The sequence below is a fragment of the Planosporangium mesophilum genome, from assembly GCF_016863255.1.
Taxonomy (GTDB): domain Bacteria; phylum Actinomycetota; class Actinomycetes; order Mycobacteriales; family Micromonosporaceae; genus Planosporangium; species Planosporangium mesophilum.
The window spans coordinates 55,351-82,158 of sequence record NZ_BOON01000044.1 but is presented as its reverse complement, the minus strand read 5'-3'; the positions used below and the strand labels follow the sequence as shown (position 1 = coordinate 82,158).

The 26,808-nt window shown below is 71.3% G+C and carries 24 protein-coding genes; 12 read left to right on the top strand and 12 right to left on the bottom strand.

What is annotated here, in order from left to right:
* The 4 genes from Pme01_RS22915 to Pme01_RS22900 form a co-directional block, all read right to left on the bottom strand.
* On the bottom strand, positions 1-1,065 hold a 1,065-nt coding region (locus Pme01_RS22915), incomplete at its 3' end, for a GH25 family lysozyme (protein WP_203935812.1).
* Between the two features lie 504 nt (positions 1,066-1,569).
* A complete protein-coding gene (locus Pme01_RS22910; RefSeq protein WP_203935811.1) occupies positions 1,570-3,123 on the bottom strand; it encodes a cellulose binding domain-containing protein in 1,554 nt (517 codons plus the stop codon).
* 64 nt (positions 3,124-3,187) lie between these two features.
* The gene (locus Pme01_RS22905; protein ID WP_168114029.1) at positions 3,188-4,468 is read right to left on the bottom strand and encodes a sensor histidine kinase; all 1,281 of its coding nucleotides are present in this window, start codon (positions 4,466-4,468) and stop codon (positions 3,188-3,190) included.
* Entirely contained in the window at positions 4,465-5,148 is a 684-nt protein-coding gene (locus tag Pme01_RS22900; RefSeq protein WP_168114028.1) for a response regulator transcription factor, read from the bottom strand. Before Pme01_RS22900 ends, Pme01_RS22905 begins: the two co-directional genes overlap by 4 nt.
* 80 nt (positions 5,149-5,228) lie before the next feature.
* On the opposite strand from Pme01_RS22900, the gene Pme01_RS22895 reads away from it, so the two are divergent.
* Entirely contained in the window at positions 5,229-5,747 is a 519-nt protein-coding gene (locus tag Pme01_RS22895; protein ID WP_168114027.1) for a hypothetical protein, read from the top strand.
* A gap of 39 nt (positions 5,748-5,786) precedes the next feature.
* Positions 5,787-6,803: a DUF3533 domain-containing protein gene (locus Pme01_RS22890; protein WP_168114026.1), complete on the top strand. Its 1,017-nt coding sequence runs from the start codon at positions 5,787-5,789 to the stop codon at positions 6,801-6,803.
* Between the two features lie 13 nt (positions 6,804-6,816).
* On the opposite strand, the gene Pme01_RS22885 is transcribed toward Pme01_RS22890, so the two are convergent.
* Positions 6,817-8,247 carry an aminotransferase-like domain-containing protein gene (locus Pme01_RS22885; RefSeq protein ID WP_168114025.1) on the bottom strand — a complete coding sequence of 477 codons (1,431 nt, stop codon included), beginning with the start codon at positions 8,245-8,247 and terminating at the stop codon, positions 6,817-6,819.
* Between the two features lie 126 nt (positions 8,248-8,373).
* Here Pme01_RS22885 and Pme01_RS22880 point away from each other — a divergent pair, with 126 nt between their 5' ends.
* Entirely contained in the window at positions 8,374-9,639 is a 1,266-nt protein-coding gene (locus tag Pme01_RS22880) for an MFS transporter (protein ID WP_168114024.1), read from the top strand.
* A 78-nt stretch (positions 9,640-9,717) separates the two neighbouring features.
* A complete protein-coding gene (locus Pme01_RS22875; protein ID WP_168114023.1) occupies positions 9,718-10,707 on the top strand; it encodes a DMT family transporter in 990 nt (329 codons plus the stop codon).
* A 39-nt stretch (positions 10,708-10,746) separates the two neighbouring features.
* Here the strand turns inward: Pme01_RS22875 and Pme01_RS22870 are convergent, their stop codons facing one another.
* Positions 10,747-11,532, bottom strand: coding sequence for a (2Fe-2S)-binding protein (locus Pme01_RS22870; protein ID WP_168114116.1), 786 nt, complete (start codon positions 11,530-11,532; stop codon positions 10,747-10,749).
* A gap of 430 nt (positions 11,533-11,962) precedes the next feature.
* Between Pme01_RS22870 and Pme01_RS22865 the strand changes: the two genes are divergently transcribed.
* The gene (locus Pme01_RS22865; RefSeq protein ID WP_168114022.1) at positions 11,963-13,540 is read left to right on the top strand and encodes a wax ester/triacylglycerol synthase domain-containing protein; all 1,578 of its coding nucleotides are present in this window, start codon (positions 11,963-11,965) and stop codon (positions 13,538-13,540) included.
* A gap of 87 nt (positions 13,541-13,627) precedes the next feature.
* Positions 13,628-14,365, top strand: a complete 738-nt coding sequence (ppgK, locus tag Pme01_RS22860) for a polyphosphate--glucose phosphotransferase (RefSeq protein WP_168114021.1) — start codon at positions 13,628-13,630, stop codon at positions 14,363-14,365.
* 28 nt (positions 14,366-14,393) lie between these two features.
* On the opposite strand, the gene Pme01_RS22855 is transcribed toward ppgK, so the two are convergent.
* On the bottom strand, positions 14,394-15,056 hold the full coding sequence (locus tag Pme01_RS22855) for an HAD family hydrolase (RefSeq protein WP_168114115.1): 663 nt from the start codon (positions 15,054-15,056) through the stop codon (positions 14,394-14,396).
* A 183-nt stretch (positions 15,057-15,239) separates the two neighbouring features.
* Here Pme01_RS22855 and Pme01_RS22850 point away from each other — a divergent pair, with 183 nt between their 5' ends.
* Both Pme01_RS22850 and Pme01_RS22845 read left to right on the top strand, forming a co-directional pair.
* Positions 15,240-16,688 (top strand): MFS transporter, encoded by a 1,449-nt coding sequence (locus tag Pme01_RS22850; RefSeq protein WP_168114020.1) that lies wholly within the window; start codon positions 15,240-15,242, stop codon positions 16,686-16,688.
* 73 nt (positions 16,689-16,761) lie between these two features.
* Entirely contained in the window at positions 16,762-17,193 is a 432-nt protein-coding gene (locus Pme01_RS22845; protein ID WP_168114019.1) for a MarR family transcriptional regulator, read from the top strand.
* Between the two features lie 44 nt (positions 17,194-17,237).
* On the opposite strand, the gene galE is transcribed toward Pme01_RS22845, so the two are convergent.
* Positions 17,238-18,239 carry a UDP-glucose 4-epimerase GalE gene (gene galE / locus Pme01_RS22840; RefSeq protein ID WP_168114018.1) on the bottom strand — a complete coding sequence of 334 codons (1,002 nt, stop codon included), beginning with the start codon at positions 18,237-18,239 and terminating at the stop codon, positions 17,238-17,240.
* A 139-nt stretch (positions 18,240-18,378) separates the two neighbouring features.
* On the bottom strand, positions 18,379-19,299 hold the full coding sequence (locus tag Pme01_RS22835; RefSeq protein WP_168114017.1) for a hypothetical protein: 921 nt from the start codon (positions 19,297-19,299) through the stop codon (positions 18,379-18,381).
* 211 nt (positions 19,300-19,510) lie between these two features.
* On the opposite strand from Pme01_RS22835, the gene Pme01_RS22830 reads away from it, so the two are divergent.
* A complete protein-coding gene (locus tag Pme01_RS22830) occupies positions 19,511-21,112 on the top strand; it encodes a glycosyl hydrolase family 18 protein (protein ID WP_168114016.1) in 1,602 nt (533 codons plus the stop codon).
* Positions 21,113-21,183: 71 nt separating this feature from the next.
* Here Pme01_RS22830 and Pme01_RS22825 read toward each other — a convergent pair whose 3' ends face one another.
* Positions 21,184-21,492, bottom strand: a complete 309-nt coding sequence (locus Pme01_RS22825) for an STAS domain-containing protein (RefSeq protein WP_168114015.1) — start codon at positions 21,490-21,492, stop codon at positions 21,184-21,186.
* A 200-nt stretch (positions 21,493-21,692) separates the two neighbouring features.
* Here Pme01_RS22825 and Pme01_RS22820 point away from each other — a divergent pair, with 200 nt between their 5' ends.
* Entirely contained in the window at positions 21,693-23,264 is a 1,572-nt protein-coding gene (locus Pme01_RS22820; protein ID WP_168114014.1) for a serine/threonine-protein kinase, read from the top strand.
* Between the two features lie 45 nt (positions 23,265-23,309).
* On the opposite strand, the gene Pme01_RS22815 is transcribed toward Pme01_RS22820, so the two are convergent.
* Complete coding sequence (locus tag Pme01_RS22815) at positions 23,310-24,812, bottom strand: glycine hydroxymethyltransferase (RefSeq protein WP_168114013.1); 1,503 nt, start codon at positions 24,810-24,812, stop codon at positions 23,310-23,312.
* Between the two features lie 108 nt (positions 24,813-24,920).
* Here Pme01_RS22815 and Pme01_RS22810 point away from each other — a divergent pair, with 108 nt between their 5' ends.
* Both Pme01_RS22810 and Pme01_RS22805 read left to right on the top strand, forming a co-directional pair.
* Positions 24,921-25,520, top strand: a complete 600-nt coding sequence (locus tag Pme01_RS22810) for an adenylyltransferase/cytidyltransferase family protein (RefSeq protein ID WP_168114012.1) — start codon at positions 24,921-24,923, stop codon at positions 25,518-25,520.
* Between the two features lie 77 nt (positions 25,521-25,597).
* Positions 25,598-26,380 carry a deoxycytidylate deaminase gene (locus tag Pme01_RS22805; protein ID WP_203935810.1) on the top strand — a complete coding sequence of 261 codons (783 nt, stop codon included), beginning with the start codon at positions 25,598-25,600 and terminating at the stop codon, positions 26,378-26,380.
* Here Pme01_RS22805 and Pme01_RS22800 read toward each other — a convergent pair.
* The gene (locus tag Pme01_RS22800; protein ID WP_168114011.1) at positions 26,352-26,801 is read right to left on the bottom strand and encodes an HIT family protein; all 450 of its coding nucleotides are present in this window, start codon (positions 26,799-26,801) and stop codon (positions 26,352-26,354) included. The two genes, Pme01_RS22805 and Pme01_RS22800, sit on opposite strands and share 29 nt — an antisense overlap.
* Between the last annotated feature and the right edge of the window lie 7 nt (positions 26,802-26,808).

The following is a 26,808-nucleotide window of genomic DNA, read 5'->3' as shown; positions in this document are numbered from 1 at the left end:
GCGGTTGGCGATCAACGGCCCCGACCCGGCGCCTTCCGCGGTGACGTAGCGGCCGTTGACGCGCGAGCGCAGCGCGACGAAGCCGTCGCCGGTGTTGATCACATCGAACTTCTCCCACACCCCCGGCGTGGTCCGGTTGGCGATCAGCGGGCTGCGGCCGGCGTTCTCCGCGGTGACGTACCGGTCGTTGGCGTGCGAGAAGAGGCTGACCGGCGGGGCGCCGGCCGGCACGTCCCCGGCGAGCTGGGTCAGCCCGGCGTAGTCACCGTTGAAGACGTCCTTGTCGTAGTTACCGGCGACCGACGGGTTGCCCGCCGCGTACTGCCAGATGGTGAAGGTGCTCCAGCCCGCGGGCATCCTGGTCGGCGGGTTGGTGGTGTAGCTGGCGAGGTTGAGCGGGTGGCCGCCGAACGAGGTGTTGTTGTTCGTACAGGGGTTCCACCAGTTGGTGTTGGTGTAGATCATCATCAGGCGGCCCGTGCGCTGGTACACCGTGTCGACGAAGGCGCGGATGTAGTCGACCATCTCCGCCGGGGTCAGCCCCCAACACGCCGGCAGGTTGAGCGACCCGTACGGCCACTCCAGGTCCAGCATCGGGACCAGCGTCTGTGAGTCGTTGACCCACTCCGCGCGGTCGATGAAGTAGTTCGCCTCGGCGACCGGGTTCCGCTTGTCCGGGCGGGCGAACACGTACGCCCCGGTGAGGATCCCGTTGGCCTTGGCGGCGTTGTAGTCGCCGTGGAAGTACGGGTTGACGTACGACGTCCCCTCCGTCGCCTTGACGATGGCGAACTGCACCCCACTGGCCGCCACCCCTGCCCAGTCGATAGGGCCGAGTTCGTGGTCATGACTCGAGACGTCGATGCCCGCCACCGAGAAGCCGGCCGGCGTACCCACCGGCGCCGCCTCCGCCCGGATGCCCGGCGCCGCACCGGCGTGCGCGTGACCACCGCCGCCAGGGACCGTATCCGCTGCCCACGCCGGCCGCACCGCCGTGATCAGGAACAGGCCGAGGGCGAGCCCGGCGGCACATACAAGGGCTGAACGGATAGGTTTCCTCGCCAAGATAGACATATTTCCTTTCTGCACTTATTTGCCCCCATTACGGTACAGCGATCCGTGGCACAAAACCGGGCAACGACAAAGCTCGGCGCCGGCCGCGAACGCGGTCGGATGAATGTCACGAATACGTCACTTGGATACCGCCGGATCGGTACGACACCCGGAAGATCGCGGGCCGCCACGACGGGTACCGGTGCTCGGCGGCGCTGCGGCTAGCGTCGCACGAGGCGCGCCGCGCCGCAGCGATCCCACGAACCATCGGGCGGGTCGACTCTCGACGCCCGCGGAGCGCATTGACAGTCGTCACTCCTGGTGAAAGTGGACATTGCCCGGACGGGCGGACCGTCGGGGTGGGGCCGCTCCGCGACCGCGTAGCGGCCCCCTGGAGCGGCCCCACCCTCACCCCCCGGCTCCCCCCGAGCCGTTGTGCCGGGTACTAAACCCGCTGCCCTGTCCGGGAGGAGGGAAGCGGACAGGGCAGCGGGTTGACCATGTGTGTGCCGGCGTCTATCGCAGCGCCCGGTTGAAGCCGTCGGAGATGGCGAAGAAGCCTGACAGGGAAGCGGGATCGACACAGCCCAGGAGTGGCACGACGGGCGCGAGGAGGCCGCCCACCAGACCGCCGACGCAGACCTGGCCGGTGTTGAGGGGCAGGAAGCCGACCAGGCTCAACCCCCTGGACCTGGCGAACCCGGCCAGCCTGTTCACGCTGCCGACGAGCTCCGACGAGTTGTGGGCGAGGTCGCCGGCGTCGATGACCGGGACGATGCCGAGCATCCGCCACGCCCTCGCCGAGTCCGCGCCCTGGATCCGCATGATCTGGTCGTGCACACCGGTCGCCGCCGTGAGCAGCGAGTCGACCATCCTCGGAGTACCGGTACCGAGGAGCGGCTTGAGCACGTCCAGCGGCGCGGCCACGTCGACCGGCAGGATGTTGACCCGGTCGAGGACCGTACCCGCGCTCTTCGCCGCGGCGAGCGGCTTCACGAGCGTCTCCGGGGCGGTCGCCCCGCCGGACGAGGCTGCGGGCAGGGTGTACGAGACGGTCAGCCCGGAGTACCGCGCCTTGAGCTTCCCGACCGCTTGGGCGAGCCGGGCGTTGGCCGCGGAGTCGGCGAGCGATCCGCCCGCGATGGTGATGTCGACGGACCGTACGCCAAGGTCGAGGACCTCCCTGACCTGGGCCTCGATGGCGTCCGCGCTGCCGCACGCTCGTGCGACGTCGACCCCGTTGCCGGCACCGACGGAGGCGATCAGAGCGATCCCGGAGTTGAGCGCGTCGCGGATCTCCTTGGCGTACGCGCCCGGCTCGGCCGCACCGCCCCACCTGAGGTCACACCCCCCACCCGACGGAGGGAGGGCGGAGGCCAGAGTCAACGCCGCCGACCCGCTGACGTCGGCGATCGCCTTCAGCGGCGGCCTGGCCGAGTCGGTCAGGTTCACGTACGGCGTGAAGAGGGTGCCGCGACCGCCACCCGACCCGCCGGGCCGACGCGGGCCGGAGTCGCCGGTACCGGCCTGGTCCGACGCGCCCTCCGCCACCGGTTCGGTGGACAGCCCCGGCGCCACGGCGGCGCCGAACTGGTCGGTCGCCGTCCCCGGCGCCGCGGCCAGGCCCGCCGTGGTGACCTGGACCTTGCAGGCCTTGCCGTTGATGGTGCAGTTGCGCGGGACCACGGGACGGCCGCCGACCGCGGTGAGTCCGATGGTCACGGAGCGGCGCGCCCCGACGGTCTTGTTCTGGTCGGTCGGCTTGATGACGTACGTCGCGTCCGGGTGGGCTGTCGCGTCCGGCCGTGTTCCCGCATTCGGCTCGGCCAGGACCGCGTTCCACACGCCGGCGAGCCTGGCCTCCTGGGGAAGGCTGAAGGAGATTTTCCAGTCGGAGGCGGCCCGCTCGGAGGGGTTGCTGACGATGAAGCCACCGATCAGCCCGCCGTCCCAGACGGCCGTCTGGGTGTACTCCGCGGTGAACTCTGAAGGCCGGCTCTCCGAAACGACCCGAACCGCGACGCCGGCGGCGACGACAAGTGCCGCAGCACCCACGAGGGTAAGGACCATTCTGGATTTCATTCGAAAGAAGTTATGGCCACCTATATTGCAGTCAAGATCATTTAAGGTTCTCTTATGGCGTGCCGGAGATTGATTTAAGGTGCACCTCGATGCGGGCCCCACCACGCTGACCGCGCGTCACGACGACAGTACCGCCAGACGTCGCGGCCAGCCGTCGAACGATGTCGAGACCGAGCCCGGTCGAGCCGCCGGGGCTCGCGCCGCGCTGCAGGGCCCGGTCCGGATCGTCGATACCGGGTCCGTCGTCCTCGACGACCAGCGTCGAGTCGACCACCCCCGCGCGGAACGCCGTACCCTCCGGCGTGTGGTGGAAGATGTTGCCGATCAGGGCGTCGACGGCGGCCTCCGCCTCGTCCCGGGGCACCGGCACCCACAGCGGCGTGGAGTCGCCCAGCGTCGTCCAGGCCCGCCCGTGGTCCTCGGCCAGCACCGACCAGAACGCCAACCGGTCGGCGAGCACCTCGGTCAGGTCGCACCGTTCGGCCGTACGCTCCGACAGCGGCTCCAACGCCGTACGGATGATGCCGTCCACCTCCTCGGACAGCATCCCGACCGCGCGCCGGATCCGCTCCACGTCCGGCCGTTCACCGCACGTCTCCAGCTCCAGGCGCAGCGCGGTCAGCGGCGTGCGCAGCCGGTGGGACAGGTCCGCGGCGAGGTCCCGTTCGGCGCGCAGCAGGCCGACCATGCGATCCGCCATCGCGTTGAACGACCGCCCCACCTCGGCCAGCTCCCGCGGCCCGTCCGGCTTGACCCGGACCGCCAGGTCGTCGCGGCCAAGGCGGTGGGTGGCGGCCGCCAGGTGGCGGGTGGCGGCGACGATCCGCGAGCCGAGCCGGTCGGCGACCAGGACCGACCCGGCGACCAGGGTCAGCGCGACCGCACCGAGCGCCAGCCAGGCGCTGTGCACACCCCGTTCGAGGGCGGACTGCGGCACGAAGACCTCGATGACCGCGATGCGCCCGCCGTGAACCGCGACGGGCTGCAGGTACGCGATGCCGCCCGGCACGGTGCGGACCGTGGCGTGCCGGCCCTCCGCCACCACCCGTACGTCGCCCTCGCTCGTACGGGTCGTGCCCAGCGGCGGGCCCTCCGGCGGGTGCAGCGCGAGCCGACCCTCGGCTCCGGCGTCGGTACTCGCCGCCGCCTGCGCCAGCTCGACCCGGTCGTCGGTGACGGTCAGCGCGGCGACCATGGCGGAGGACTGCTGCCGGGCGTCGGCCAGGGCGCGCTCCGGGGCGATCTGGCCGACCAGCATCCACAGCGGTACGAGGAACGCGAGCGCGACCATGGACGTGGTCGCCAGCGCCACCCGGTTGAGCGCCCATCTCATCTCGGATCCACCAGCATGATCCCGACGCCCCTCAGAACCCGCAGGAACCGGGGCTTGGCGGCCGTCTCGCCGAGCTTGCGACGCAGCCAGGAGATGTGGACGTCCACCGTCTGCTCGGAGCCCCGGTACGGCTGCCGCCACACCTCCTCGATCAGTTCCTGGCGGGTCACCAGGTGGTCGCGGCGGGCCGCGAGGTAGGCCAGCAGGTCGAACTCCTTGCGGGTGAGGTCGAGGGCCCGGCCGTGCAGGGTGGCCGAGCGCCGGCCCAGGTCGACCCGGAGCGGGCCGACCTCGATCGCGGCCGGGGCGTCGGCCACGCCGCCCCGCCGGCGCAGCACCGCCGAGATCCGGGCCAGCAGATGCTCACCGGAGAACGGCTTGGTGAGGTAGTCGTCGGCGCCGGCGTTCAGCAGCCGGATGATGTTGTTCTCGCCGGTCCGCGCGGTCGCGACGATGACGGGTACGTCGCTGTCCCCGCGCATCATCCGCAGCGCCGACGCCCCATCGACGTCCGGCAGCCCCAGGTCGAGCACGACGACGTCCGGCGGCCGCACCGCTACCTCACGCAACGCATCCATGGCAGTACCTACCGCGGTGACCACGTGCCCCGCGTTCGCGAGTGCCTTGACCAGCGCGGTGCGGATCATGCTGTCGTCTTCGACCAGTAGCACCGTGGGCATGCACGGCACCGTACTCAGGTGCAAGGATGGCGGCCATGCGCGGCCGGTCGAAAGCAGCGAAAGCCATCGCTACGTGGCTCGTGGCGACCAGCCTCGGTATCAGCCTGTCGTGGTTCGGGGTACGCCCGGTGCTCGATGCCGCCGTCCCCGAGCGCCTCGTCGCCTTTCCCGTCGCCGAGCCCGGCAGCCCGCTCCCGACGCCGGCCCCGCGCAGCCCCTCGGCGGATACCCGTGTCGTTCCGCCGAGCCACCGCGCCGTACCCCGGTCGCCCAAGCCGTCGGCGCGACCGGCTTCGCCCAGCCCGGCACCGGCGCCGCCGGTCCGGTCGCCCTTCGCGGAATGGACCCCGCTCGGCGACGGGGAGTACGTGCGGCGGTTCCAACTGAGCGGCGGGGACGTCACCGTCCTGGCCACCGACGCCTCGGTCGAACTGCTGTCGGCCACCCCGCAGCCGCTGTACGTGATGACGATCCTGCCCACCGGGCAGAACCACTTCATCGTCAGCTTCACCACGATCCTGCGCTCCTCCAGGCTGGAGATCTCGCTGCTCGACGACGCGCCCGCCGTGACCGTCACGGAGTTTCCCCAGCGGAGATAGCACCCGCATGTCGGCGGAGCGCGCGGGCATCGCTGGCGGGTGAAGGAGCGGACGAGCCTCGCCAGATACCGCCCGGTACTGACCATCGTGGTGATCGGCACGCTCATGGCGTCGTTGTTCGTCGCCTCGTACAGCATCGCGCTGGGCCGGCCGGTGCCCCGTCACGTCCCGACCGGGATCGTCGGCGACCAGGCCCGGGAACCCGCCCTCGTCGAGGCGCTCCAGCAGGCCACCGGCGGAGGGCTCGACCTACGCCCGTACCCGTCGGTCCCGGCCGTCACGGCGGCGATGAACCGGCAGGTGATCTCCGCCGCGCTCGTACTCGAACCCGGCCGTCCGAGGCTGCTGGTCTGCAGCGCCTGCGGCGCCTCGGTCGCCCAGATCCTGATGAGGGCGGCCGAACAGGTCAACGAGCAGTTGGCTCCGGGCGCGGCGCCTCCGCTGCGGGTCACCGACGTCCGGCCGTTGCCGCTCAACGACCCGCTGGGCCTGGTGTCGTTCTACGTCAGCATCGCGGCCACGGTACTGGGCTTCGTCGGGGTGTTCCAGCTAAGACAGCACGCGCCGCACCTGTCGCTGCGCGAGTGGCTGGCCGTCATCGCCGTACTCGCCCTGGTCGGCGGGTTCTCCCTGACGCTGGTCGTCGACCCGCTCCTGCACGCGCTGGACGGGCCCTTCCTCGAGCTCTGGGCCGGGCTGGCCGCCCAGATCGCGGTGGCCGCGCTGTTCAACTCCACGATGCTCGTCCTGTTCGGGCGATGGGCGATCATCCCGACCTGGCTCATGTTCATCGCCTTCGGCAACGCCTGGTCGGGAGGTGCGGTCGCGCCGCCGCTGCTGCCGAGGGTGTACGCCTTCGTCGGCCGTTTCATGCCCTCCGGCGCGACCGTCAACATCCTCCACAACGCCGCGTACTTCCGAAACGCGCAGCCCGTCGAGCCGATGGTGGTACAGGCCCTGTGGCTGGTCGGGTGCCTGGTCGCCCTGCTGGTCTCGGTACGGGTCACCGGCCGGAGGCCGACCGGGAAGCCAACCCACCCGGTCACCGGGTCTTAGCTGAGGCCGGGTCTCAGCTCAAACCGCCCGGTAGCGGCCCCGCCGCGAGCAGCGCGACGACGCTCAGCAGCGCCGCCCGCAGCAGGTCGTCGTCGACGTCCGCGTTGAGACCGATCCGGACGCCGTGGGCCGGCGTCGCACGGCTGGCGGCGTAGTCGTCGCCGGGCGAGAGCAGCACCCCGTTCTGCCGGGCTGCGGCGACCAGTTGGCCCGCCGTCCACGGCTCGGGCAGCGCCAGCCACAGGTGCGGCGCCCGCGGCGAGGCGGGTACGGCGTACCGGCCGAGCAGTTCGGCGGCGAGGGCCTGGCGTGCCGTGGCGGCCGCGACCCGGGCGGCGACGACGCGGCCGGCCGTACCGTCGGTGACCCACCGGGCGAACACCTCACCCAGCAGCGGGGCGGCGAGCCAGGCGGTGGCCCGCACGGCGGCGACGAGGCGCGCCCGAGCGTCGGGCGGGGCGGTGAGTACGCCCACGCGCAGCCCCAGGCTGAGCACCTTGGCCGCGCTCGCCAGGTGACAGGTACGGGCCGGCAGTAGGGCGGCCATCGGGTCGGGGCGGTCCGGGACCAGCACGCCGAGCGGGTCGTCCTCGATCACCCACACCCCGTGCCGGTCGCACACCTCGGCCAGCGCGGCCCGACGCGCGGCCGGCATCACCCGCCCGGTCGGGTTGTCCAGTGTGGACTGGAGGTGCACGACCGAGATCCGCCCTTCGCGGCGGGCCTCACCTTTGCGGCAGGCCTCGGCCAGCGCCTCCGGGGTCATCCCCTCGTCGTCGGAGGCCACCGCCACGACCGGCAGCCGCAGCTGGCGGGCGGCCGCGAGCAGTCCCGGATTGGTGAGGCCGGTCGTGGCGACGGCGGTACCGGGCTCGACCAGCGCGCTCAGCGCGGCGGTGAGCGCGTGCTGGGCGCCGGCCGTCAGCGTCACCTGGTCGGCGTCGGGCTGGAACGCGCCGTGCGCCAGCCAGTCGGCGGCGGCACGCCGGTGCGCGCGGGCATCCTCGCCGCGCTCGGTGTCGATGACGGTACGCAGCGCGGACGGGTCGGCGGCGATGGCATTGAGCGTATCCGCGAGCAGGTCGGTGGTATCAATCCGGCGTATCGGTGGGTGCAGCTGCGAGAGGTCGACCAGCCCCCCGTCCCCCGCCGGGCTGACGCCGAAACCGGAGCGGATGAACGTGCCCCGGCCGACCTCGCCACCGAGCAGTCCACGGCGTTCGGCCTCGGCGTACCCCCGGGCGACCGTACCGACGGTGACGCCGAGCGTGCGGGCGAGCGCCCGGTGGGTGGGCAGCCGGTCGCCCGGATTGAGCCGCCCGTGGGCGACGTCCGCGCCGATCGCGTCGGCCAGCGCCTGGTAGGCGGGGCGGTCAGCGGCGAGGCGGGGGTGCCATCCGCCCGACCCCGCCGCGCCCACCCCGGGGGTACTGGATTGCGCCATGACCGGATCCTCTCACGCCAGTTGACACCATATATCTCATGATTGACACCATACAGTCGATCATTCTATGGTCTCAATCATTTCCGCGAGGCCGGCTGCCGGACGCCGGCGAGGAGGGCCACGAGGATGCAAGATTCAGTCGAGCGGGGCCGGGTGCGCCGGCTTTGGGGCTCGGTCGGGGTGAGCCTGGTCGGCACCCAGGTGACGATGCTCGCGCTGCCGTTGACGGCGCTGACGGTGCTGCACGCCTCGGCCGGCCAGGTGGCGGCGCTGGCGGCGGCCGGTACCGCGCCGTTCCTGCTGCTCGGCCTGCCCGCCGGGGCGATCGTGGACCGGTGGCCGGCCCGGCGGTTGATGGTCGTCACCGACGTAGCCCGGGCGGTACTGCTGGCCAGCGTCCCGGTGGCGTTCCTCGCCGGCGCGCTCACCCTGGCCCACCTGTACGTGGTCGCCGCGGGCGTCGGGGCGTTGAGCGTACCGTTCGACGTCGCCGCACTCTCGGTCCTGCCGGCCCTGGTCGGGCCCGACCGGATCGCCGCCGCCAACGTACGCCTGGAGTCCACCCGGGCGGTCGCCGAGACCGCCGGCCCGGCCCTCGGCGGCGCGCTCGTACAGGCCGTCACCGCACCGGTCGCGCTCGTGGTCGACGCGGTCAGCTACCTCACCTCGGCGCTGTTGCTGCGCGGGTTACCGGACCTGCCCGCGGCCGCCCCGGTGGGCGCGCGCGAGCCGCTGCTGACCCAGATCCGCGCCGGCATCCGGTTCTGCCTGACCCACCGGTACATCCGCCCCCTCGCCATCGGCGCGGCCTGGATGAACTTCTGGACCCAGGCGCTGCTGGCCGTGTTCATCACGTACGCCGTCACCGGCCTGCACCTGCCCGCCGCCGCCGTCGGCGCCGTCCTCGCGGTGGCCAACATCGGCTACCTCGCCGGCTCGCTGCTGACCCCGTGGCTCAACCGCCGCATCGGCCTCGGGTGGGCGATCGCCACCGGCGTCGCCCTGCACGGCGCCTACCTGCTCGCCGCGTTCGCTCCGCACCACCGCCCGCTGCCATGGCTGGCCGCCGGCTTCCTGCTCGCCGCCGCCGGCCAGGGCATCTGGAACGTCGACGCGGTCAGCCTGCGCCAGACCACCACCCCCGGCCCGATGCTGGCCCGCATGAACGCGACCAACCGCTTCCTCATCTGGGGCACCATGCCCCTCGGCGCGGCCACCGGTGGTCTCCTCGCCGGCGCGCTCGACCTGCGGCCCACCATCACCCTCGCCGCCGCGGCCATCCCTCTGGCCACCGCGCCCATCCTGCTGTCCGCCCTGCGGCGGCTCCGGGTCATGCCCATCCAGACGCACACCGGGGACGTCACGCTGCCCCAACCCGTCCCCGCTGGATGAGAGGGATTGACGCCAAATGGCACCTGCGCGTCCGAAAGTCGCGCGACAAGACCGTACCGCTGCGGCATCGTGTCAGGAGTGAACACGGCATCCACTCCTGACAGGTCCGACCTGCGTTCCTGGCTCCCCGGCTATCTCCTGCTCGCGCTCATCTGGGGTTCCAGCTTCCTGTTCATCAAGGTCGGCGTCCGGGAACTGCACCCGCTCCACGTCACGCTCTACCGGGTCGTCGCCGGTGTGCTCATGGTCGGAGCGCTGGTGCTCGTCACCCGTACCCGCCTGCCTCGTGAGCCGCGCGTCTGGGGGCACCTGTTCGTCGTGGGGGTGGTCGGCGTGGTCATCCCGTTCACCCTGTTCGGGTACGGCGAACAGCGCGTCTCGTCGGTCCTCGCCGGCATCTGGAACGCCACCACGCCGCTGGTCGCCCTGCCCGTGGCCACGCTGGTCTTCCGCACCGAACGCATGACGCCGCGGCGGGCGACCGGCATCCTGATCGGTTTCACCGGCGTCCTCGTCGTCCTGGGCGTCTGGCACGGTCTCGGCGGCGTCCAGCTCACCGGGCAGCTCATGTGTATGGCGGCGGCGGGCTGCTACGGGATCGCGATCCCCTACCAGCGGCGCTACCTCGGCGGGCTGGCCGGCTCCGGCCTGGCCGTCCCCGCCGGTCAGCTGATCACGTCGGCCGTCGTGCTGCTGGTACTGGCACCGCTGGTGGCCGGCGCGCCGCCCGCGCCGACCGGCCTGTCCGGCGATGTCATCGCGAGCGTGCTGGCGCTCGGCGCACTCGGTACCGGCCTGGCGTTCGTCCTCAACTTCCGGGTCATCCGCCTGGCCGGGGCCACCACCTCGGCATCGGTGACCTACCTGATGCCGATCGTCGCCACCCTGATCGGGCTGCTCGCCCTGGGCGAGCACATTCGCTGGTACCAGCCGGTCGGCGCGCTCATCGTGCTCGCCGGGGTGGCGGTGTCCCAGGGGATGCTGCGGCTTCCCACGGTGGGGCCGCGGCCGCCTGAGCTGCCGCCCGGACTGGAGCCGGTCGCCGCCCCGGCATCGTCGGCGGGGTAGCCAAAGTTCGACGGGCGCCGCGTAGACCGGGTAGCCGGGTCAGCGGGTACGGAGCAGGGCGCAGTCACCGCACATGCCGCCGCCGTCAAGCCGGTAGTACAGGCAGCAACTGCGCCGCACGAAGCTCAACCGGCCGGAACGCACCGACAGGTACCCGCTGCACCGCAAGGGCCCGTAGTCGAGCAGCGCCAGCCCTTCGGCGTGGTAGCGCGCCGCCCCATCGTCGGTCGCCCCAGCTCGTGTCGCCGTGGCTCGTGCCGCCGTGGCTCGTAGGGCCCCCGCCAGCCCGGAGGCGACGTTGCCCCACAGCAGCCCGGCGGCCACGGGCGTCACCGACCGGACCGCCTCGACGACCGGCCTCAGATGGTCGTCGACGACGGTCCGGTGCCAGCCCTCGCGCAGCGCCGTCCGGTCGCCGCGCCAGGCCGCCGGCCGTACCAGGTCCATGCCGAATCCCCGCCCGGGGTCGTACCCGAACCGTACGTTCTCCGGGCGCAGGTCCAGCAGCAGGTCTTCCCTGAGCAGCACCGACACGGCGGGCCCGACCAGGCGGGCGGAGTAGCCGAGGATCACCAGCGAGGCGGCGACCCTGCGCTCGCAGCCCCCCAGCCGGGCGGCGACCCGGTCGGTCAGGTCCGCGACGAGTGCCGTCGCCGTACCGTCCGGGCGCCCGTCGTCGCTCGTACCGCAGAGTCGATCGGCCGGCACCCCGGCCGTCACCCCGGCCTCGCGGTCGAGGCCGATGCCCAGCAGCGGGTTACCACCCGCGGCCCGCCGGACCGCCGCGACCACCTCGGCACCGGCGACCGGCCTCAGGGCAGGCACGTCAGGACCCGCCCGCGGCGATCTCGTCCGTCGTCACGTCCCCGTACCTCGACAGCAGCCATGCACTCACTCCATGTAACCGACGAAGCAGGTAGCCGACGAAGCAGGTAGTCGGCGAAACCAAGCCGGCGAAACGAAGCCGGCGTCGTCCGAGCCGCTTTGATCGGCGTCCTCGGGCAGCGTACCGGCCGTCATCGCCGAACCGGGATCCGCGCGCCGCCGCGTCGGCCCGCCCCGCCGACGAACGCGGCCGGAGCGGTACCCGAATAGGCCGCGATCACCGTCGGTACTCATACCTTCGACGTTCCTACATACAGGTTTATCTGTGCCCATTGCGGAGATCGTGGCGCTGCGCGAGCCGAGGACCGAACCCGGGCCGCGACGGCTGCCGAAGAGCGCGACGGACGAGGGGCGATGAGACGGGTCACCGATGGATCGTGAACGACTGAGCGCGCTCGACACGGCCTTCCTGTGTCTGGAGTCTCCGCAGGCCCCGCTGCACCTGGGGGCGCTCGCGGTGTTCCAGTCGCAGCGGAGGATCCAGTCGGCGCGCCTGCTCACGGTGCTCGGCGAGCGCATCGTCCGGCTGTCGAACCTGCGCCAGCGGGTACGGCCGACGCTGTTGCCCCTGGGCGCCGCGGTGTGGGCCGAGGACACGTCGTTCGACCTCTCGCGCCATCTCCACCTCCACAAGCTCGACCGGGGCGGCCGGACCGCCCTGGCGGCCCTCGCCGAGCGGTTGATGGCCGAACCATTGGACCTGAACCGGCCCCTGTGGCAGCTGCACCTGATCACAGGCCTACGCGAGGGACGCTTCGCGGTACTGGTGAAACTCCACCACGCGATGGCGGACGGTCTGCGGGCGGTGGAGCTGAGCGTCGGCCTGCTGGACGGGTACGCCGACGCGGTACCGGTAGCGGTCAGGCCGCCGGACCGTACCGCGGACGGCGGAGCGTGGCCGTCGTTGCTGGGGATGGTACGGGCGGCCGCCGGGGCGGCGGTCCGTCCGGACCGGCTCGTGACCGGCCTGGTCCGCAACGCCGCCGGGCTGCCCGGGGCGATCGTGCAGGCGGTCGGCACGGTGGGCATCGCGTCGTCCATTGTGGCCTGTGCCCGGCTCGGAGCGCTGCTGTCACCGGTACTCAGCACGTCCCCCGACGGCGGGGCGGGTGCGCCGTCCGCGCCGCTCGCCCTCATGGACAGCACCACGGGCACGGCTACGACGCCGGCCACCGTGCCCGCCACCGCACCGGTCGGCCCGGCGGTCAGCGCGGCCGTCATGTCGGCCGCGGTGAGCGCGGCCCCGCCCACGTCCGCCGCAGCCACGACGGCGCGCGCCGATCGACGCCTCGCCCTGCTCCAACTGGACGTCGGTGCCGTCCGGCAGGTCCGCAAGCGCTACGGCGGCACCGACAACGACGTACTGCTGGCCGTGGTCACCGGCGCGCTCCGCCACTGGCTCGCCGAGCAGGGCCACCGCGCCGAGAGCCTGAACGTACGGGCATTCATCCCGGTCAGCCGGCGCTGCCGGGCCGACGAGCACCGGCGCGGCAACGTACTCTCCGGGTACCTGTGTGATCTTCCCATCCAGGAGAGCGATCCGCTCGCGAGGCTGCGACAGGTCCGGGCCGCGATGGATCGCCACAAGGCCGCCGGGTTCGCCCGCGGTCCCGGCGCGATCCCGGTGCTCGCCGACCGGGTACCGGCCGCCCTCCACCGGGTCGCCGGTCCACTCGCACGGCACGGCGCGCCTCTGCTCTTCGACACGATGATCACGAACGTACCCATTCCCGCGCGGCCTCTGACGCTCGCCGGGGCGCGACTGCAGGAGGTGTACCCGATCGCGCCACTGGCCCGTGGCCAGGCCCTCGGGATCGCGCTGTCGGCCTATCAGGGTCGGGTACACATCGGCCTGCACGCGGACCGGCAGGCGCTGCCGGAGCTGCACCGGCTGGCTCGCGCGGTGCCCGCCGCGCTGGTGAGCCTCACCGACACCCTCCGCCCCTGATACCGGCTGCCCCTCCTGACGCCGGGCCTCTGATCATGCCGGCGGTGCGGCGTCCGGGTCGAGATCGGACCGAACTAACCTTGAGGGATGACCACCTTGGGTATCGACGTCGGCGGATCGGGGATCAAGGGCGCGCCGGTCGACCTTGCCGCGGGGGACCTGGCCGAGAACCGGTACCGGCTGGAGACGCCGCAGCCCGCCACGGTCAAGAGCGTCGTCGACACGGTGGCCCTGGTCGCGAAGCGGTTCGGACCGGCGGAGAGCGTCGGCATCACCTTCCCCGGTGTCGTGGTCGAGGGCGTGGTCAGGACGGCCGCCAACGTCGACAAGGCGTGGACGGACGCACCGGCGGCCGAGTTGTTCGCCGAAGCCGTCGGTGGTCCGGTCACCGTCATCAACGACGCGGACGCCGCCGGTATCGCCGAGGTGACCTTCGGCGCGGGTCGGGGCCGGCGCGGCACCACCCTCATGCTGACCTTCGGTACCGGGATCGGCAGTGCCCTGTTCCGTGACGGAAGGCTCGTGCCCAACACCGAGTTCGGCCACCTCGAGCTGCACGGCGAGGACGCCGAGGTACGCGCCTCCGACCGGGCGCGCGACGTCGAGGACCTCAGCTGGCACGACTGGGCGCACCGGGTACAGAAGTACCTCCGGCATGTGGAGGGACTGCTTCAGCCGGACCTGATGATCATCGGTGGCGGCGTGAGCAAGAAGGCGGAGAAGTTCCTCCCGTTGATCGAGACCCGCACGCCGGTGGTGCCGGCCATGCTGCAGAACAACGCCGGCATCATCGGCGCCGCCCTCGCCGCCAGCGGTCGGGCCTGAGCGGGTCGCGCGAACGGCTCGACCGGTACTACCGCAGGACCGGCCCGCCCCGCAGTACCTCCACGGTCAGCTCGTCCAGGCCGGCAAGGACCTGATCAGCGAGGGCCAGCGCGTCCGGCTCCGGCGGGTACGCGTGCTGCGGCACCGCGACGACCCGCATACCCGCGGTGTGGGCCGCCCGCAGGCCGTTGCTGGAGTCCTCGATCGCCACACACGTGCCGGGCGCGACGCCCAACTTCCCGGCCACCGCCAGGTACACGTCCGGGGCCGGCTTGCCGCAGCTGACCTCCTCGGTCGACATGGTGACCGCGAACCTCGGCGCCAGGCCGGTCGTCTCCAGGACGGTCCGGATCAGTCGCGGCGGTGACGAGCTGGCCAGGCCCAGCGGCCACTGTCCGGCTGTCCGGCGTACCGCCTCGACCGCTCCGGGCAGCAGGGGCAGCTCCTCGGCGTAGCGGGCCGCCATCCGGTCGATGACCTCGGCCGCCACCACCTCCGGCGGGCGCCCGACGCCGAGCTCACGGCTCAGATACCGGGCCCACTCGGAGGTGCTCATCCCCATCAGCCGCCGCTGACTGTCGGGTAGCCAGCGTCCGCCGGCCTCGGCGACGTACGCGCGCCGCACCTGTTCCCACACCGGCTCGGAGTCGATCAGCACCCCGTCGAGGTCGAAGACGACCGCGTCCACCACGGGCTCCATCCTTCCATCAAAGCAGGGCGCGCCTCCCAGGACAGGAAGCGGACCACCTCGGATCGAAAAGGCCGCCGCGTGAGACGAGCGGTCTCGATCGGGTAGTCGGGTCGCAGCATCGGCCGATCCAACCACGACCGGCGGCGGGCGACCAGGAGAGTCGACCATGATTCAGGTACAGCAATGAGCCAGGTACAGACCGCCACGGTCCGCACGAACGTACCCGCGCGCCTCGACCGGCTGCCCTGGTCGCGCTGGCACTGGATGGTCGTGGTCGGGCTCGGTACCGTCTGGATCCTCGACGGCCTCGAGGTGACGATCGTCGGGAACCTGTCGGGCCAGCTCGCCAAGCCGGGCAGCGGCCTGCACATCACCCAGACCCAGGTCACGGGATTGGCCGCGGCCGTGTACGTGGCCGGCGCCTGCACCGGGGCGCTGTTCTTCGGCTGGCTGACCGACCGGTTCGGCCGCAGGAAGCTGTTCATCATCACGCTGGGCGTGTACCTGACCGCCACCGCGCTCACCGCGTTCTCGTTCAGCGCCTGGTGGTTCTTCCTGTGCCGGTTCTTCACGGGCTTCGGTATCGGTGGCGAGTACGCGGCGATCAACTCCGCGATCGACGAGCTGATCCCGGCCAAGTACCGGGGCCGGATCGACATCATGATCAACGGTACGTTCTGGTTGGGCGCCCTGATCGGTTCCCTGGTGACCGTCCCGCTGCTGACCGAGCTACCGACGAACCTGGGGTGGCGGATGGCGTTCGGCCTGGGAGTCGTCCTGGGCCTGGTGATCCTGCTGGTCCGCCGCAACGTGCCGGAGAGCCCACGCTGGCTGTTCATCCACGGCCGCGACCGGGAGGCGGAGACCCTGGTGGGCCGCATCGAGCGCGAGGTCGAGCGGGAGAAGCGCGAGGACCTGCCGCAACCGGACAACTACATCACCATCCGCCAGCGTCGGTCCATCGGCTTCCTCACGATCGCCAGAACCCTGTTCAAGCGGTACCCGAGGCGAGCGGTGCTCGGCTTCGCGCTCTTCATCGGCCAGGCGTTCCTGTACAACGCGGTCACGTTCGGGTACGCCCAGGTTCTCGAGACGTTCTTCGGCGTGCCGTCGGGGTGGACCGGCTACTACTACGCCGCCATCGCGATCGGGAACCTCCTCGGGCCGCTGACGCTGGCACCGCTGTTCGACATCGTCGGGCGCAAACCGATGATCTCGGGTACGTACCTGCTGTCCGGGGTGTTGTTGCTGGTCACGGCATTTCTGTTCACGCAGGGCAGGTTGACCGCGGCGACCATGACGGCCTGCTGGTGCGTGGTGCTGTTCTTCGCCTCGGCCGGGGCGAGCTCCGCCTACCTGACGGTCAGTGAGGTCTTCCCGATGGAGACCCGGGCGATGGCGATCGCGTTCTTCTACGCGATCGGCACCGCCGCCGGCGGCATCACCGGCCCGCTGCTCTTCGCCAAGCTCGTCGGGACCGGCAGGGTGACCGACGCGGCACTGGCGTTCACCATCGGCGGGATCGTCATGATCCTGGGCGGCATCGTCGCGAGCATCCTGGCTGTCAGGGCGGAGCGCCGGAGCCTGGAGGAGATCGCCCGGCCGCTCACCGCCCAGGAGACCGCCGAGTGAGCCAAGCGGCGAGTCGCAGATAATTTCTGGTGCGGGAGGTGTTCACACCGCCTGCTGGAGGTGTTCACGCGCCATGAAGCCGGAGGAAAAGCCCCTCGGGTACTGGCTCAGGTCCCTTGACCGGCTGATCGAGAACAGCTTCGACGAGGCACTCGCCTCCGGCGGCCTGTCCCGGCGGCACTGGCAGCTCATGGACCTCCTGCGCGCGCACCCCGCCCACCCGACGGAGATCGCCGAGTCGATGTGGCCCTTCTGGGGCGAGGGGGACCCCGGCCCCGACGAGGTCGTCCTCGCGCTGGTGCGCCGCGGTTGGGCGGCGCACGGCCAGGACGGCCGGCTCACGCTCACGCTGCAGGGCGAAACGGCGCGCGAGGAGATCGGCGCCAGGGTGGAGCGCATACCGCGGGCGCTCACCGCCGGGATCACGACCGAGGAGTACGGCGCGGTCGTGGACACGCTGCGCCGGATGGCCGACAACCTGGCGAAGGCTGACCGGCCGGCCTGACCCGAACCGGCCGGCCGTCATGACCGGCCGCCCGGAGCCCCGGCTCAGTCGTCCAGCACCGAGTCGCGCAGCTGGGACCAGCGCAGCGAGTGCCTGATGCCGTCGACCACCGACAGGGTCGGGCGCCAGTCCAGCAGCTCGGCGGCCCGCTCGGTACGGGCGTAGCAGCCCGGCGAGTCGCCCGGACGCCGCCCGGCCTCCACCGTCCGGATCGGCCTGCCCAGCACCTCCTCGAACGCGTCGAGCAGTTCGCGCACCGTGATGCCGGTACCCGTGCCCACGTTGACGACGGCGTAGCGCTCGTCGCCGTCGGCCGGGAGGACCCGCTCGAAGCGGCGCAGCGCCTGTACGTGCGCCAGGGCGAGGTCCCAGACGTGGATGTAGTCGCGGATGCCCGAGCCGTCGCGGGTCGGCCAGTCGGTACCCGTCACGGTGAACGTCTCGTCGTTCTCGGCGGCCAGAATCATCTTGCCGAGCACGTGGGTGGGCTGGCGGACCTGCAGCCCGGTACGCATGGCCGGGTCGGCGCCGACGGGGTTGAAGTAGCGCAGCGAGACCACCCGCAGGTCGTACGCCCGCGCGGTATCGGACAGGATGGCCTCGGTGAGGGCCTTGGTACGCGCGTACGGGCTGAGCGGCGCCAGCGGGGAGCTCTCGTCGACCGAGAAGTCCTCGCCGGGCCGGTAGATCGAGGCCGAGGAGCTGAACAGCAGCTTGCCGCAGCCGTTGCGGACCAGGTGCTCGACGAAGTCGATCGACTTGGCCACGTTCTCGCGGTAGTACCGCAGCGGCTGCTCGACCGACTCGGGGACGACGATCAGCGCGGCGGCGTGGACCGCGGCCTCGATGTCCGGGTGCTCGGCGAAGATCTTGTCGATCAGGGGACCGTCGGCGATGTCACCGTGGTAGAAGATCCGGTCCCGTGCGAACTCGGCGCGGCCGGTGATCAGGTTGTCGAGGATCACCGGCGTCAGGCCGGCGTCCAGGCAGGCGGAGGCGACGGTACTGCCGATGAAGCCCGCCCCGCCCGCGATCAGAACCTTCATGAGCACTCCTCCCGCACCGGCAGCCAAGACTAGTCGGCGGGAGGGCGGGGCGTATTCCCACGGCGCGAGTCCGGCGGCGCCGAACGGGGCCGAGAACCGGACGCACCAGATGGCGACGCCGCGGCAACCGGTTCACGAATCAGTCCCATTCCCAGTAGAAGCCCACGACCGCCTGCTCGATGGGGCCGAACCGGCAGTGCACGGCCAGGTCGTCGTCGAGCTCGACGGGCCGCTCGTCGACGATGCGCGCGTGGTCGATCCCGTCCCACCGGGCCAGCCACACCCGCGACGGCACCCGCCGGGAGTGGAACTTGACCCACAGGGTCACTTCCTCGGTTCGGCGCAACACGCCCCGGCGGAACTCCGGAGCGGGCGGCGTCTTGTAGAAGAAGGTCGTGCGTACCTGCGTGAGCGTCGTCTCCCCGGCCTCGAGGGCCCGGCTCAACAGGATGTCAACGGCGTAGAGGGACTCGTTGACCCGGTAGATACGATCGCCGATCCGTCCACCCCGGATCACCTCGACGGCCAGTTCGTCGGTGTCGAACCGGTACGGGTACCGGTTCATCCCGTCCGCGCCCGCCTGGATGACCTGGATGGTCTGATGCTCGGCGGGGGTCCCGTCCGGCCCCAGGATGTGCAGCTCGTGCAGGGCCAGGGTCTGGTGCCGGGGCGCCCCGCTGTCCAGGTACTCCTTGGACAGCGACTGCGCCTCGCCGGTGATGACCCGTACCGAGTCCGAGCCGCGCAGCAGTTCGTGCAGCCGGGCCGCGTCCCGTCCGTCGAGGGCGAAGGCGTCCGCGAACAACCGCAGCGTCGACGGGTCGACCGCACTGCCGTCCAGCGCCTTCCGCACGGTGCCGACAAGCTCGCCATGCGCGGTGGCACCGCCGCCGGCCGCGGTGATCGCGTTCTCGGCGAGCACCCGGGACACGGCCCCGACGTCGATCTCACCGGCCCGTGGCTGCGACGCGTACCGCTCCCACCTGCTCCGGTACTCACCCGGGCGAAGCAGCAGCATCCGCAGGTAAGCGGAGGTTTGCGCCACCCCGCCGTCGGTCACGTCCGGCACCTCCCCACGTACACGTAAGTAAGGCGTCAGCCTATCGACTATGACGTCCTCCGCGCTGCGGAGAAGCGGGCCGTCACGGACACCCTCGATACCCGGTCCCTGTACCCGCCGAAGGGCTTGTCGTATCAATTAAGTTTGTTTATTGTTTCCCTTCAATCGACGTCGACCCATCAAATTCCGCGCCCACACCTCGGGAGAGGCGATGAACAGAAGACGGGTAAGCCTGGCCGCCGCCGGTACGGCGGTCCTCCTCGTCGCGGGGGTGGTCGCCGCCGGCACCACCTCCGCCAACGCCGCGGGTACGGTCACCGCCTCGTTCTCCACCAACTCGTGGGGTACCGGCCAGACCGCGACGTACACGATCACCAACGGCACCTCGAGCGCCATCACCTCCTGGACCGTCGAGTTCGACCTGCCATCCGGCACGACGCTCGGCTCCTACTGGGACGCCCTGATGAGTCAGTCCGGCAACCACGTGGTCGCCAGGAACCGGGACTACAACGGCAGTGTCGCCGCGGGTGGCACCACGTCGTTCGGCTTCAACACCACGGGCGCGGGGACTCCGGCCAACTGCACCGTCAACGGCGCGCCGTGCGGCGGTGGCAGCGCTCCGCCGCCCACCACCGCTCCCCCTACCACCCAGCCGCCGTCGCCGACGCCGACGCCGACGACCACCACCCCGCCCGCCCCGCCGCCGAGCGGCAGCAAGGTCGTCGGGTACTTCACCGAGTGGGGCGTCTACGGCCGCAACTACCACGTGAAGAACATCCACACGAGCGGATCGGCCGCGAAGCTGACCCACATCGTGTACGCCTTCGGCAACACCACCGGCGGCCGCTGCTCCATCGGGGACAGCTACGCCGACTACGACAAGGCCTACTCGGCGGCGGACAGCGTCGACGGCGTCGCCGACACCTGGGACGCCGGCGCGCTGCGCGGGAACTTCGGCCAGCTGCGCCGGCTGAAGAAGATGTACCCGAACCTCAAGGTGGTCTGGTCCTTCGGCGGCTGGACCTGGTCGGCCGGCTTCACCCAGGCGGCCGCGAACCCGGCCGCGTTCGCCGACTCCTGCTACAGCCTGGTCGAGGACCCGCGCTGGGCCGACGTCTTCGACGGCATCGACATCGACTGGGAGTACCCGAACGCCTGCGGCCTGCAGTGCGACACGAGCGGCCCGAACGCGTTCAAGAACGTCATCTCGGCGCTGCGGTCCCGCTTCGGCTCGAGCGCGCTGGTCACCGCCGCGATCACCGCGGACGGCAGCAACGGCGGGAAGATCGACGCGACCGACTACGCCGGTGCGGCCACCAGCCTCAACTGGCTGATGCCGATGACGTACGACTACTTCGGCGCGTTCAACGCCCAAGGCCCGACCGCCCCGCACTCGCCGCTGTACTCGTACAGCGGCATCCCGCAGCAGGGCTTCTACGCCGACGCGGCGATCGGAAAGCTGAAGAGCAAGGGAGTGCCGGCGAGCAAGCTGCTGCTCGGCATCGGCTTCTACGGCCGCGGCTGGACCGGTGTGACCCAGGAGGCACCGGGCGGCACGGCGACCGGTGCGGCGCCCGGCACGTACGAGGCCGGCATCGAGGACTACAAGGTCCTCAAGAACAGCTGTCCGGCCAACCGCACCATCGCGGGTACGGCGTACGCCCTGTGCGGCAACAACTGGTGGAGCTACGACACACCGGCCACGATCGCCGGCAAGATGAGCTACGCCCGGAGCCAGGGCCTGGGCGGCGCGTTCTTCTGGGAGCTGAGCGGTGACACCGCCAACGGCGAGCTGATCGGCGCGATGAGGTAGCTCCTACGATCGTGGACACCTGGCGGGCCCGGACCCCTGGCGGGGCCATGGCACCGTCAGGTGGCCACGATCTAGGAGTGGGCGGCGTCCAGGCCGAGGTGGGCGGCGACGCCCGCGATCCGCAGCATCGCGAGTACCCGCGGCTGCGGATCCGCGACGGTGAGTTGACAGTTGATCCGCTGCGCCTGGCGCCATCCGTGCAGCAGCGCACCCCGGCCGGTGCTGTCCAGGAACGACACCCCGGCCAGGTCGACCACCAGCTCACGAGGGTCGAACTCGGCGAGGACCCACCACAGTCGGGACTTCAGCAGCGGCGCGGTCACGCAGTCGACCTCCCCGACGACGGTCAGGCGGGCGCTGCCCGCCCCGGTCGGGGCCACAGTTATCTGCAGACCTTCTTCCGAACGTCGTTGCCGTTTCACTGCGCGCTCACTCCCGTACCCGCTCGCCGAGACACCCCAGCCTATTCTCCGCGCACCCGTCCCGCCTGTTGGGAGACCGGTGCTCGAACGGGGGTTTTCCGCGTCACGGTTCGGCCAATTCATGTGTACGCCCTCATGGATACGGGCATCTTGAGACCATGGACGACGTGCGCCTACTCACCAACCGGTACCGCCTGGTCGACCGCCTGGGAGCGGGTGGCATGTCGGTGGTGTGGCGAGCCTACGACGAGGTGCTCGGGCGCCACGTGGCCGTCAAGATGCTCAGCGGCACCTACGCCACCGACGAGGCCTCGCGGGATCTCATCCGCTACGAGGCGCAGTCCGCGGGTCGGCTGTCCCACCCGCACGTGACCAACGTCTACGACTACGGCGAGATGGCCGACCCGGACGGCACCCGGATCCCGTACGTCGTGATGGAGCTCGTCGAGGGCGCCACCCTGGACGCCAGACTGTCCCGGGGTCCCCTGCCGTGGCGGGTCGCGGTACGGGTGGCGGCCGAGGTCGCCGCGGCCCTGTCCGCGGCACACGCGCGGGGCCTGGTGCACCGTGACATCAAGCCGGCGAACGTCATGCTCACATCGGCCGGCGTGAAGGTCGTCGACTTCGGGATCGCGGCGCTGGCGGGCTCAGGCGCCGACAACGCGCCGACCGTCCTCGGTACCCCCGCCTACCTTGCACCCGAGCGGCTGAACGGCAAGGCGGTGACCCCGGCCAGCGACGTGTACGCCCTCGGCCTGCTGCTGTTCCGCATGCTCACCGGCCGGTTGCCGTGGCGGGCGGAGACGGCCACCCAGATGATCGAGGCGCACTGCTACACCGAGCCGCAGCCACTGCCGCCGGTCGCCGGGCTCCCCGCCGAGGTCGCCACGCTGTGCGCGCACAGCCTCGCCAAGAACCCGGAGGACCGCCCCACCGCGGAAGTGGCCGCGCGTACGCTCGCCGCCGCCATCGGGATCCGGGTACCGCTTCCCGCCGACGACGAGCTGAGCTGGGACTCCACCCCCTCGGCGGACGGCGCGACCGAGGTCGTCCCGGTCAGGGCGGTCGCCGAGCTGCCCACGGCCCGCGGCCCCCGTCGACCCCGTTCCCGGGTGGCGGCCCTGGCGGCGGGCGCTGCCGTGGCGGTCACCGCCGCCGGGCTGGCGACCTGGTCGGCCTTCACCGACAATCCCCAGTCGACGGCGCAGGCCGCGTCCCTGCGACAGCAGACCGTCGCCGCGCCGTCGGTCTCGTGCGAGGTGCGGTACCAGACCCGCAAGGACGAAGGCGGCGCGTTCGCCGTCGACCTCAGCGTGGTCAACAGCGGCGCGAACGCGGTGGACAACTGGGCGCTGCGCTTCGACTTCCCGGCCGACCAGCGACTGACCGGCGGTACCGGGGCCGACTGGTCGCAGTCCGCCCAGACGGTCACCGCGCGCGGCACCGGGCCGCTGGCCCCGGGCGCGACGGCGGCGACCAGCCTGACCGGCGGCTACCAGGCGTCGAACCCGATCCCGACGGACTTCCGGCTCAACGACGCGCCCTGCCGCGCGGTGGTCACCGGCGCCACGGCGGTACCGGTGAATCTGCCCGCCCCGCCGGCACCGGCACCGGCCGCCGGCACCGGCGGATCCGGCGCCGGGAACGGAGTCGTGAGCCGTCAGGACCTGCAGCGGCTCCGCGACAAGCACCTCAAGAACAAGGGCGGCAAGGGCAAGGGCGGCGACTGACGGCGCCGGGTTCGCGCCGCCGCCCGGCGACGGCGAGCGAAGGCCCTACGCCGGGTCGACGATGTCGAGGTCGATCTCCGGGTACAGCGGGTGCTTCGCGAGCAGGTCGGCGACCCGCTTGCGGGCACCGTCCACGACCGACTCCGAGAGGTTGAACTTCGCCTTGCTGGTACCGCCCTTGTCGTCGGCGGCCGGCTTGGTCTGCGACAGCACCGAGGTGATGACGTCGGCGATCTCGGTGACCTCGTCCGTACCCATGCCCAGCGTGGTCACGGCCGGGGTACCGAGCCGCAGGCCGCTGGTGTACCACGGGCCGTTGGCGTCGAACGGCAGCGAGTTGCGGTTGAGCGTGAGGCCGCAGGAGCGCAGCGCCGACTCCGCCTGGCGCCCGGTCAGGCCGTAGCTCTCGGCCACGTCGACCAGCACGATGTGGTTGTCGGTACCGCCGGTGAGCACCCGGGCGCCGCGCCACTGGAGCGCGTCGGCGAGGGCCTGGGCGTTGTCCACGACCGCGTGCGCGTAGTCGCGGAAGCCCGGGTCGAGGGCCTCGCGCAGCGCGACTGCCTTGGCCGCCATGGCGTGCGGCAGCGGGCCGCCGAGCACCATCGGGCAGCCCTTGTCGATCGCGGACGCGTACTCCGGAGTGGACAGGATCATGCCGCCGCGCGGGCCGCGCAGCGTCTTGTGGGTCGTGGTGGTCACCACGTGGGCGTGCTTGACCGGGTCGTGGTCACCGGTGAAGACCTTGCCCGCGACCAGGCCGGCGAAGTGCGCCATGTCGACCATGAACGTCGCGCCGATCTCGTCGGCCAACTCCCGCATCCGGGCAAAATTGATCTTCCGCGGGTACGCGCTGTAGCCGGCGAGCAGGATCCGCGGCCTTACCTCCAGGGCCCGCGCCCGGATCTGGTCGAAGTCGAGCAGCTTGGTCTCGGGGTCGACGGTGTAGGAGTGCGCCTCGAACAGCCGCGCCGACACGTTGTGCCGGTACCCGTGGGTGAGGTGACCGCCGGAGTAGTAGTCCATGCCGAGCAGGCGCTGGCCGAGGAACTCGCGCCGCAGCACCTCCCAGTCGGCGTGGCCGATCTTGGCCGGGTTCTTCTCTCCCAGCCGTTCGAGCGCCGGCGACTCCACGGTGGTAGCGAGGATCGCCAGGAACGCGACGAGGTTGGCGTCGGCGCCGGAGTGCGGCTGCACGTACACGTGGTCGGCACCGAACAGCTCGCGCCCCAGCTCGGAGGCCTCGCTCTCGATGGCGTCGACGTTGTCGCAGCCGGCGTAGAAGCGGTGCCCGGCGTAGCCCTCGGCGTACTTGTCGGTGAACAGGTTGCCCTGCGCCAGCTGCACCGCCAGCGAGCTGAAGTTCTCGCTCGCGATCAGCTTGAGGTGGGAGCGCTGGTCCCGAAGCTCCTGCGCGATCGAGGCGGCGACGGCCGGCGAGACCCGCGACACCACGTCCAGCGAGGCGTAGAAGGCGGCGGCCCCGGCGTCGACCCCGGCCGGCTCGGTACTGGAGAGGTAACGGCGGAGCGCATCGCTCTGGGTCATCGTCGGGTCTCCAGACAGGCAGAATTGGGCCGGCAAAACAGTGCCCGACTGTACCAGCGGGCCTGGGCACCCCTTATGCTCGCGGAGGTCTGGAAGGGGTGGGTAGCGATGCAGAACAACAGTGGGCTGTTCGCCGACGCCTCGAACTTCGAGATGCGCTACGTCAAGAGCTACGACCAGATCACCGAGATCGTCCAGGCGCTCCGCGTCCTCGGGCTCAAAGTGGTCCTGACCAGCGGTTCCTTCGACATCCTGCACGAGGGCCACTCGATGTACCTGGAGGCCGCCCGAGGCTTCGGGGACTTCCTCATCGTGGGGCTGGACAGCGACGAGAAGCTCCGCCTGCGCAAGGGACCCGGCCGCCCGGCCGTGCCGGAGTTGGAGCGGCTGCGCATGGTGACCCACCAGCGCGGCGTGGGCCTGGTCACCCTCAAGCACGTCGACGAGCCGAAATGGGCGCTGATCAAAGCGGTACGCCCGGACGTGCTGGTCGCGACCGCCGAGACCTACACCGCCGAGCAGATCGCCGAACTGGAGGCCAAGTACTGCGGGCGGGTCGAGGTCCTGGAGCGGATGGCGACCGTCAGCACGTCGGCCCGGCTGCGCCGGCTGCAGATGGGGCTGGCCGAGGTGATGTCCAAGCGGCTGTCCGAGCGCCTGCCCGAGCTGATCCAGGACGTGATCGACGAGACCGGGAGCACGTCCTGAAACAGGTCCTGCTGTACCTGCCGGTCATCCACGCCGGGTACGAGGCGTTCCTGGACCGCCACCGGGACGCGGCCGGGGTGCTGCTGCTGGGTCGCGGCTTCGCCGAGGAGTTCCGCGCGCTGCGCAAGGACATCCGGGCGCTCGAACCCTCGCGCGCCGCCTTGTTCCTGGCTGCGGCCGGGATCACCGCGACCGTCGTCGAGCCTTCCGACCTGCCGGCTTCGATCACCGCCGACACCCTGGTCGTCCCCGACGAAGAGATCATGCGGGAACTGGTCGCCGGGCATTCGCTGGACCACGGTCGCGAGGTGATCTTCGAGCGGACGTTCCTGCGCTGGGACCGGGCCTGGAGCCAGGCCGCGAAGCCCGCCGACTACGACGGCTCGAGCGCGAACGACGAGGTGTCCCGGGAGCTGGCCCGGCTGGCGGTCGTCGAGGCGCAGCACAGTTCCGACTGGTGGCGTCAGGTGGGCGCGGTCGCCGTCCGCGACGGCAAGGTCATCGACACCGCGTACAACCGGCACCACCCGACCGAGTACGCGCCCTATCTCGACGGCGACCCGCGCAACGAGTTCCACCGGGGGCTGCGCCCCGATCTGTCCACCGCACAGCACGCCGAGGCGGCGATCGTGGCCCGGGCGGCCCGCGACGGGGTGAGCCTCGCCGGCGCCGACCTGTACGTGTCGACCTTCCCCTGCCCGGCCTGCGCCCGACTGGTCGCCGAGGCCGGCTTCGCCCGCTGCTACTTCGCCGGCCCGTACGCCATGCTCGACGGCGACGCGATCCTGCGCGCCGCCGGGGTGGAGCTGATCTGGGTCGATGTCAGCGACGTCAGTTCCGGGGCCGACCGCTCATCTTGAACCGCACCGGCTGGTGCTCGGGGTCGTCCACGTCACCGACGACGACGTGCACGTGGACGTGCGCGATCGAGCTGCCGGTGTAGCGGCCGTCGCCGTTGCGCGAGCCGATGCAGTAGAAGCTCAGCCCGTACGCGTCCTTGACCCATCTCAGGACGGTCCAGTACTCGTCGCGGGCCGCCGGGTCGAGGTCGAGCAGGTCCTCGACGTGTTTTCTCGGCACGAGCAGCAGGTGCAGCCGGGTGTTCGCGTACGGGTACTTGTTCGTGGTGACGACCCAGTGCTCGGTCTCGTGCAGCACCGGGTGCACGGGGTCCATGGTCAGGTGCTCCGGGCAGAAGATGCAGATCCCGTCCCGCTCCAGCGCCTGCATGTCGGCGAGCTGCTCCGGGTGGCGGAAGTTGTCGAGCTGGTAGAGCCCCATCGCGTGC

Coding starts and splice junctions, on each gene's coding strand:
- Pme01_RS22880 (WP_168114024.1), top strand. CDS start 8,374: ATGCAAGATTCAGTCGAGCGGGGCCGGGTGCGCCGGCTTTGGGGCTCG.
- Pme01_RS22800 (WP_168114011.1), bottom strand. CDS start 26,801: ATGGGGCTCTACCAGCTCGACAACTTCCGCCACCCGGAGCAGCTCGCC.
- Pme01_RS22885 (WP_168114025.1), bottom strand. CDS start 8,247: ATGGCGCAATCCAGTACCCCCGGGGTGGGCGCGGCGGGGTCGGGCGGA.
- Pme01_RS22865 (WP_168114022.1), top strand. CDS start 11,963: ATGGATCGTGAACGACTGAGCGCGCTCGACACGGCCTTCCTGTGTCTG.
- Pme01_RS22910 (WP_203935811.1), bottom strand. CDS start 3,123: ATGGTCCTTACCCTCGTGGGTGCTGCGGCACTTGTCGTCGCCGCCGGC.
- galE (WP_168114018.1), bottom strand. CDS start 18,239: ATGAAGGTTCTGATCGCGGGCGGGGCGGGCTTCATCGGCAGTACCGTC.
- Pme01_RS22815 (WP_168114013.1), bottom strand. CDS start 24,812: ATGACCCAGAGCGATGCGCTCCGCCGTTACCTCTCCAGTACCGAGCCG.
- Pme01_RS22810 (WP_168114012.1), top strand. CDS start 24,921: ATGCAGAACAACAGTGGGCTGTTCGCCGACGCCTCGAACTTCGAGATG.
- Pme01_RS22845 (WP_168114019.1), top strand. CDS start 16,762: ATGAAGCCGGAGGAAAAGCCCCTCGGGTACTGGCTCAGGTCCCTTGAC.
- Pme01_RS22850 (WP_168114020.1), top strand. CDS start 15,240: ATGAGCCAGGTACAGACCGCCACGGTCCGCACGAACGTACCCGCGCGC.
- Pme01_RS22900 (WP_168114028.1), bottom strand. CDS start 5,148: ATGCCCACGGTGCTACTGGTCGAAGACGACAGCATGATCCGCACCGCG.
- Pme01_RS22905 (WP_168114029.1), bottom strand. CDS start 4,468: ATGAGATGGGCGCTCAACCGGGTGGCGCTGGCGACCACGTCCATGGTC.
- Pme01_RS22830 (WP_168114016.1), top strand. CDS start 19,511: ATGAACAGAAGACGGGTAAGCCTGGCCGCCGCCGGTACGGCGGTCCTC.
- ppgK (WP_168114021.1), top strand. CDS start 13,628: ATGACCACCTTGGGTATCGACGTCGGCGGATCGGGGATCAAGGGCGCG.
- Pme01_RS22820 (WP_168114014.1), top strand. CDS start 21,693: ATGGACGACGTGCGCCTACTCACCAACCGGTACCGCCTGGTCGACCGC.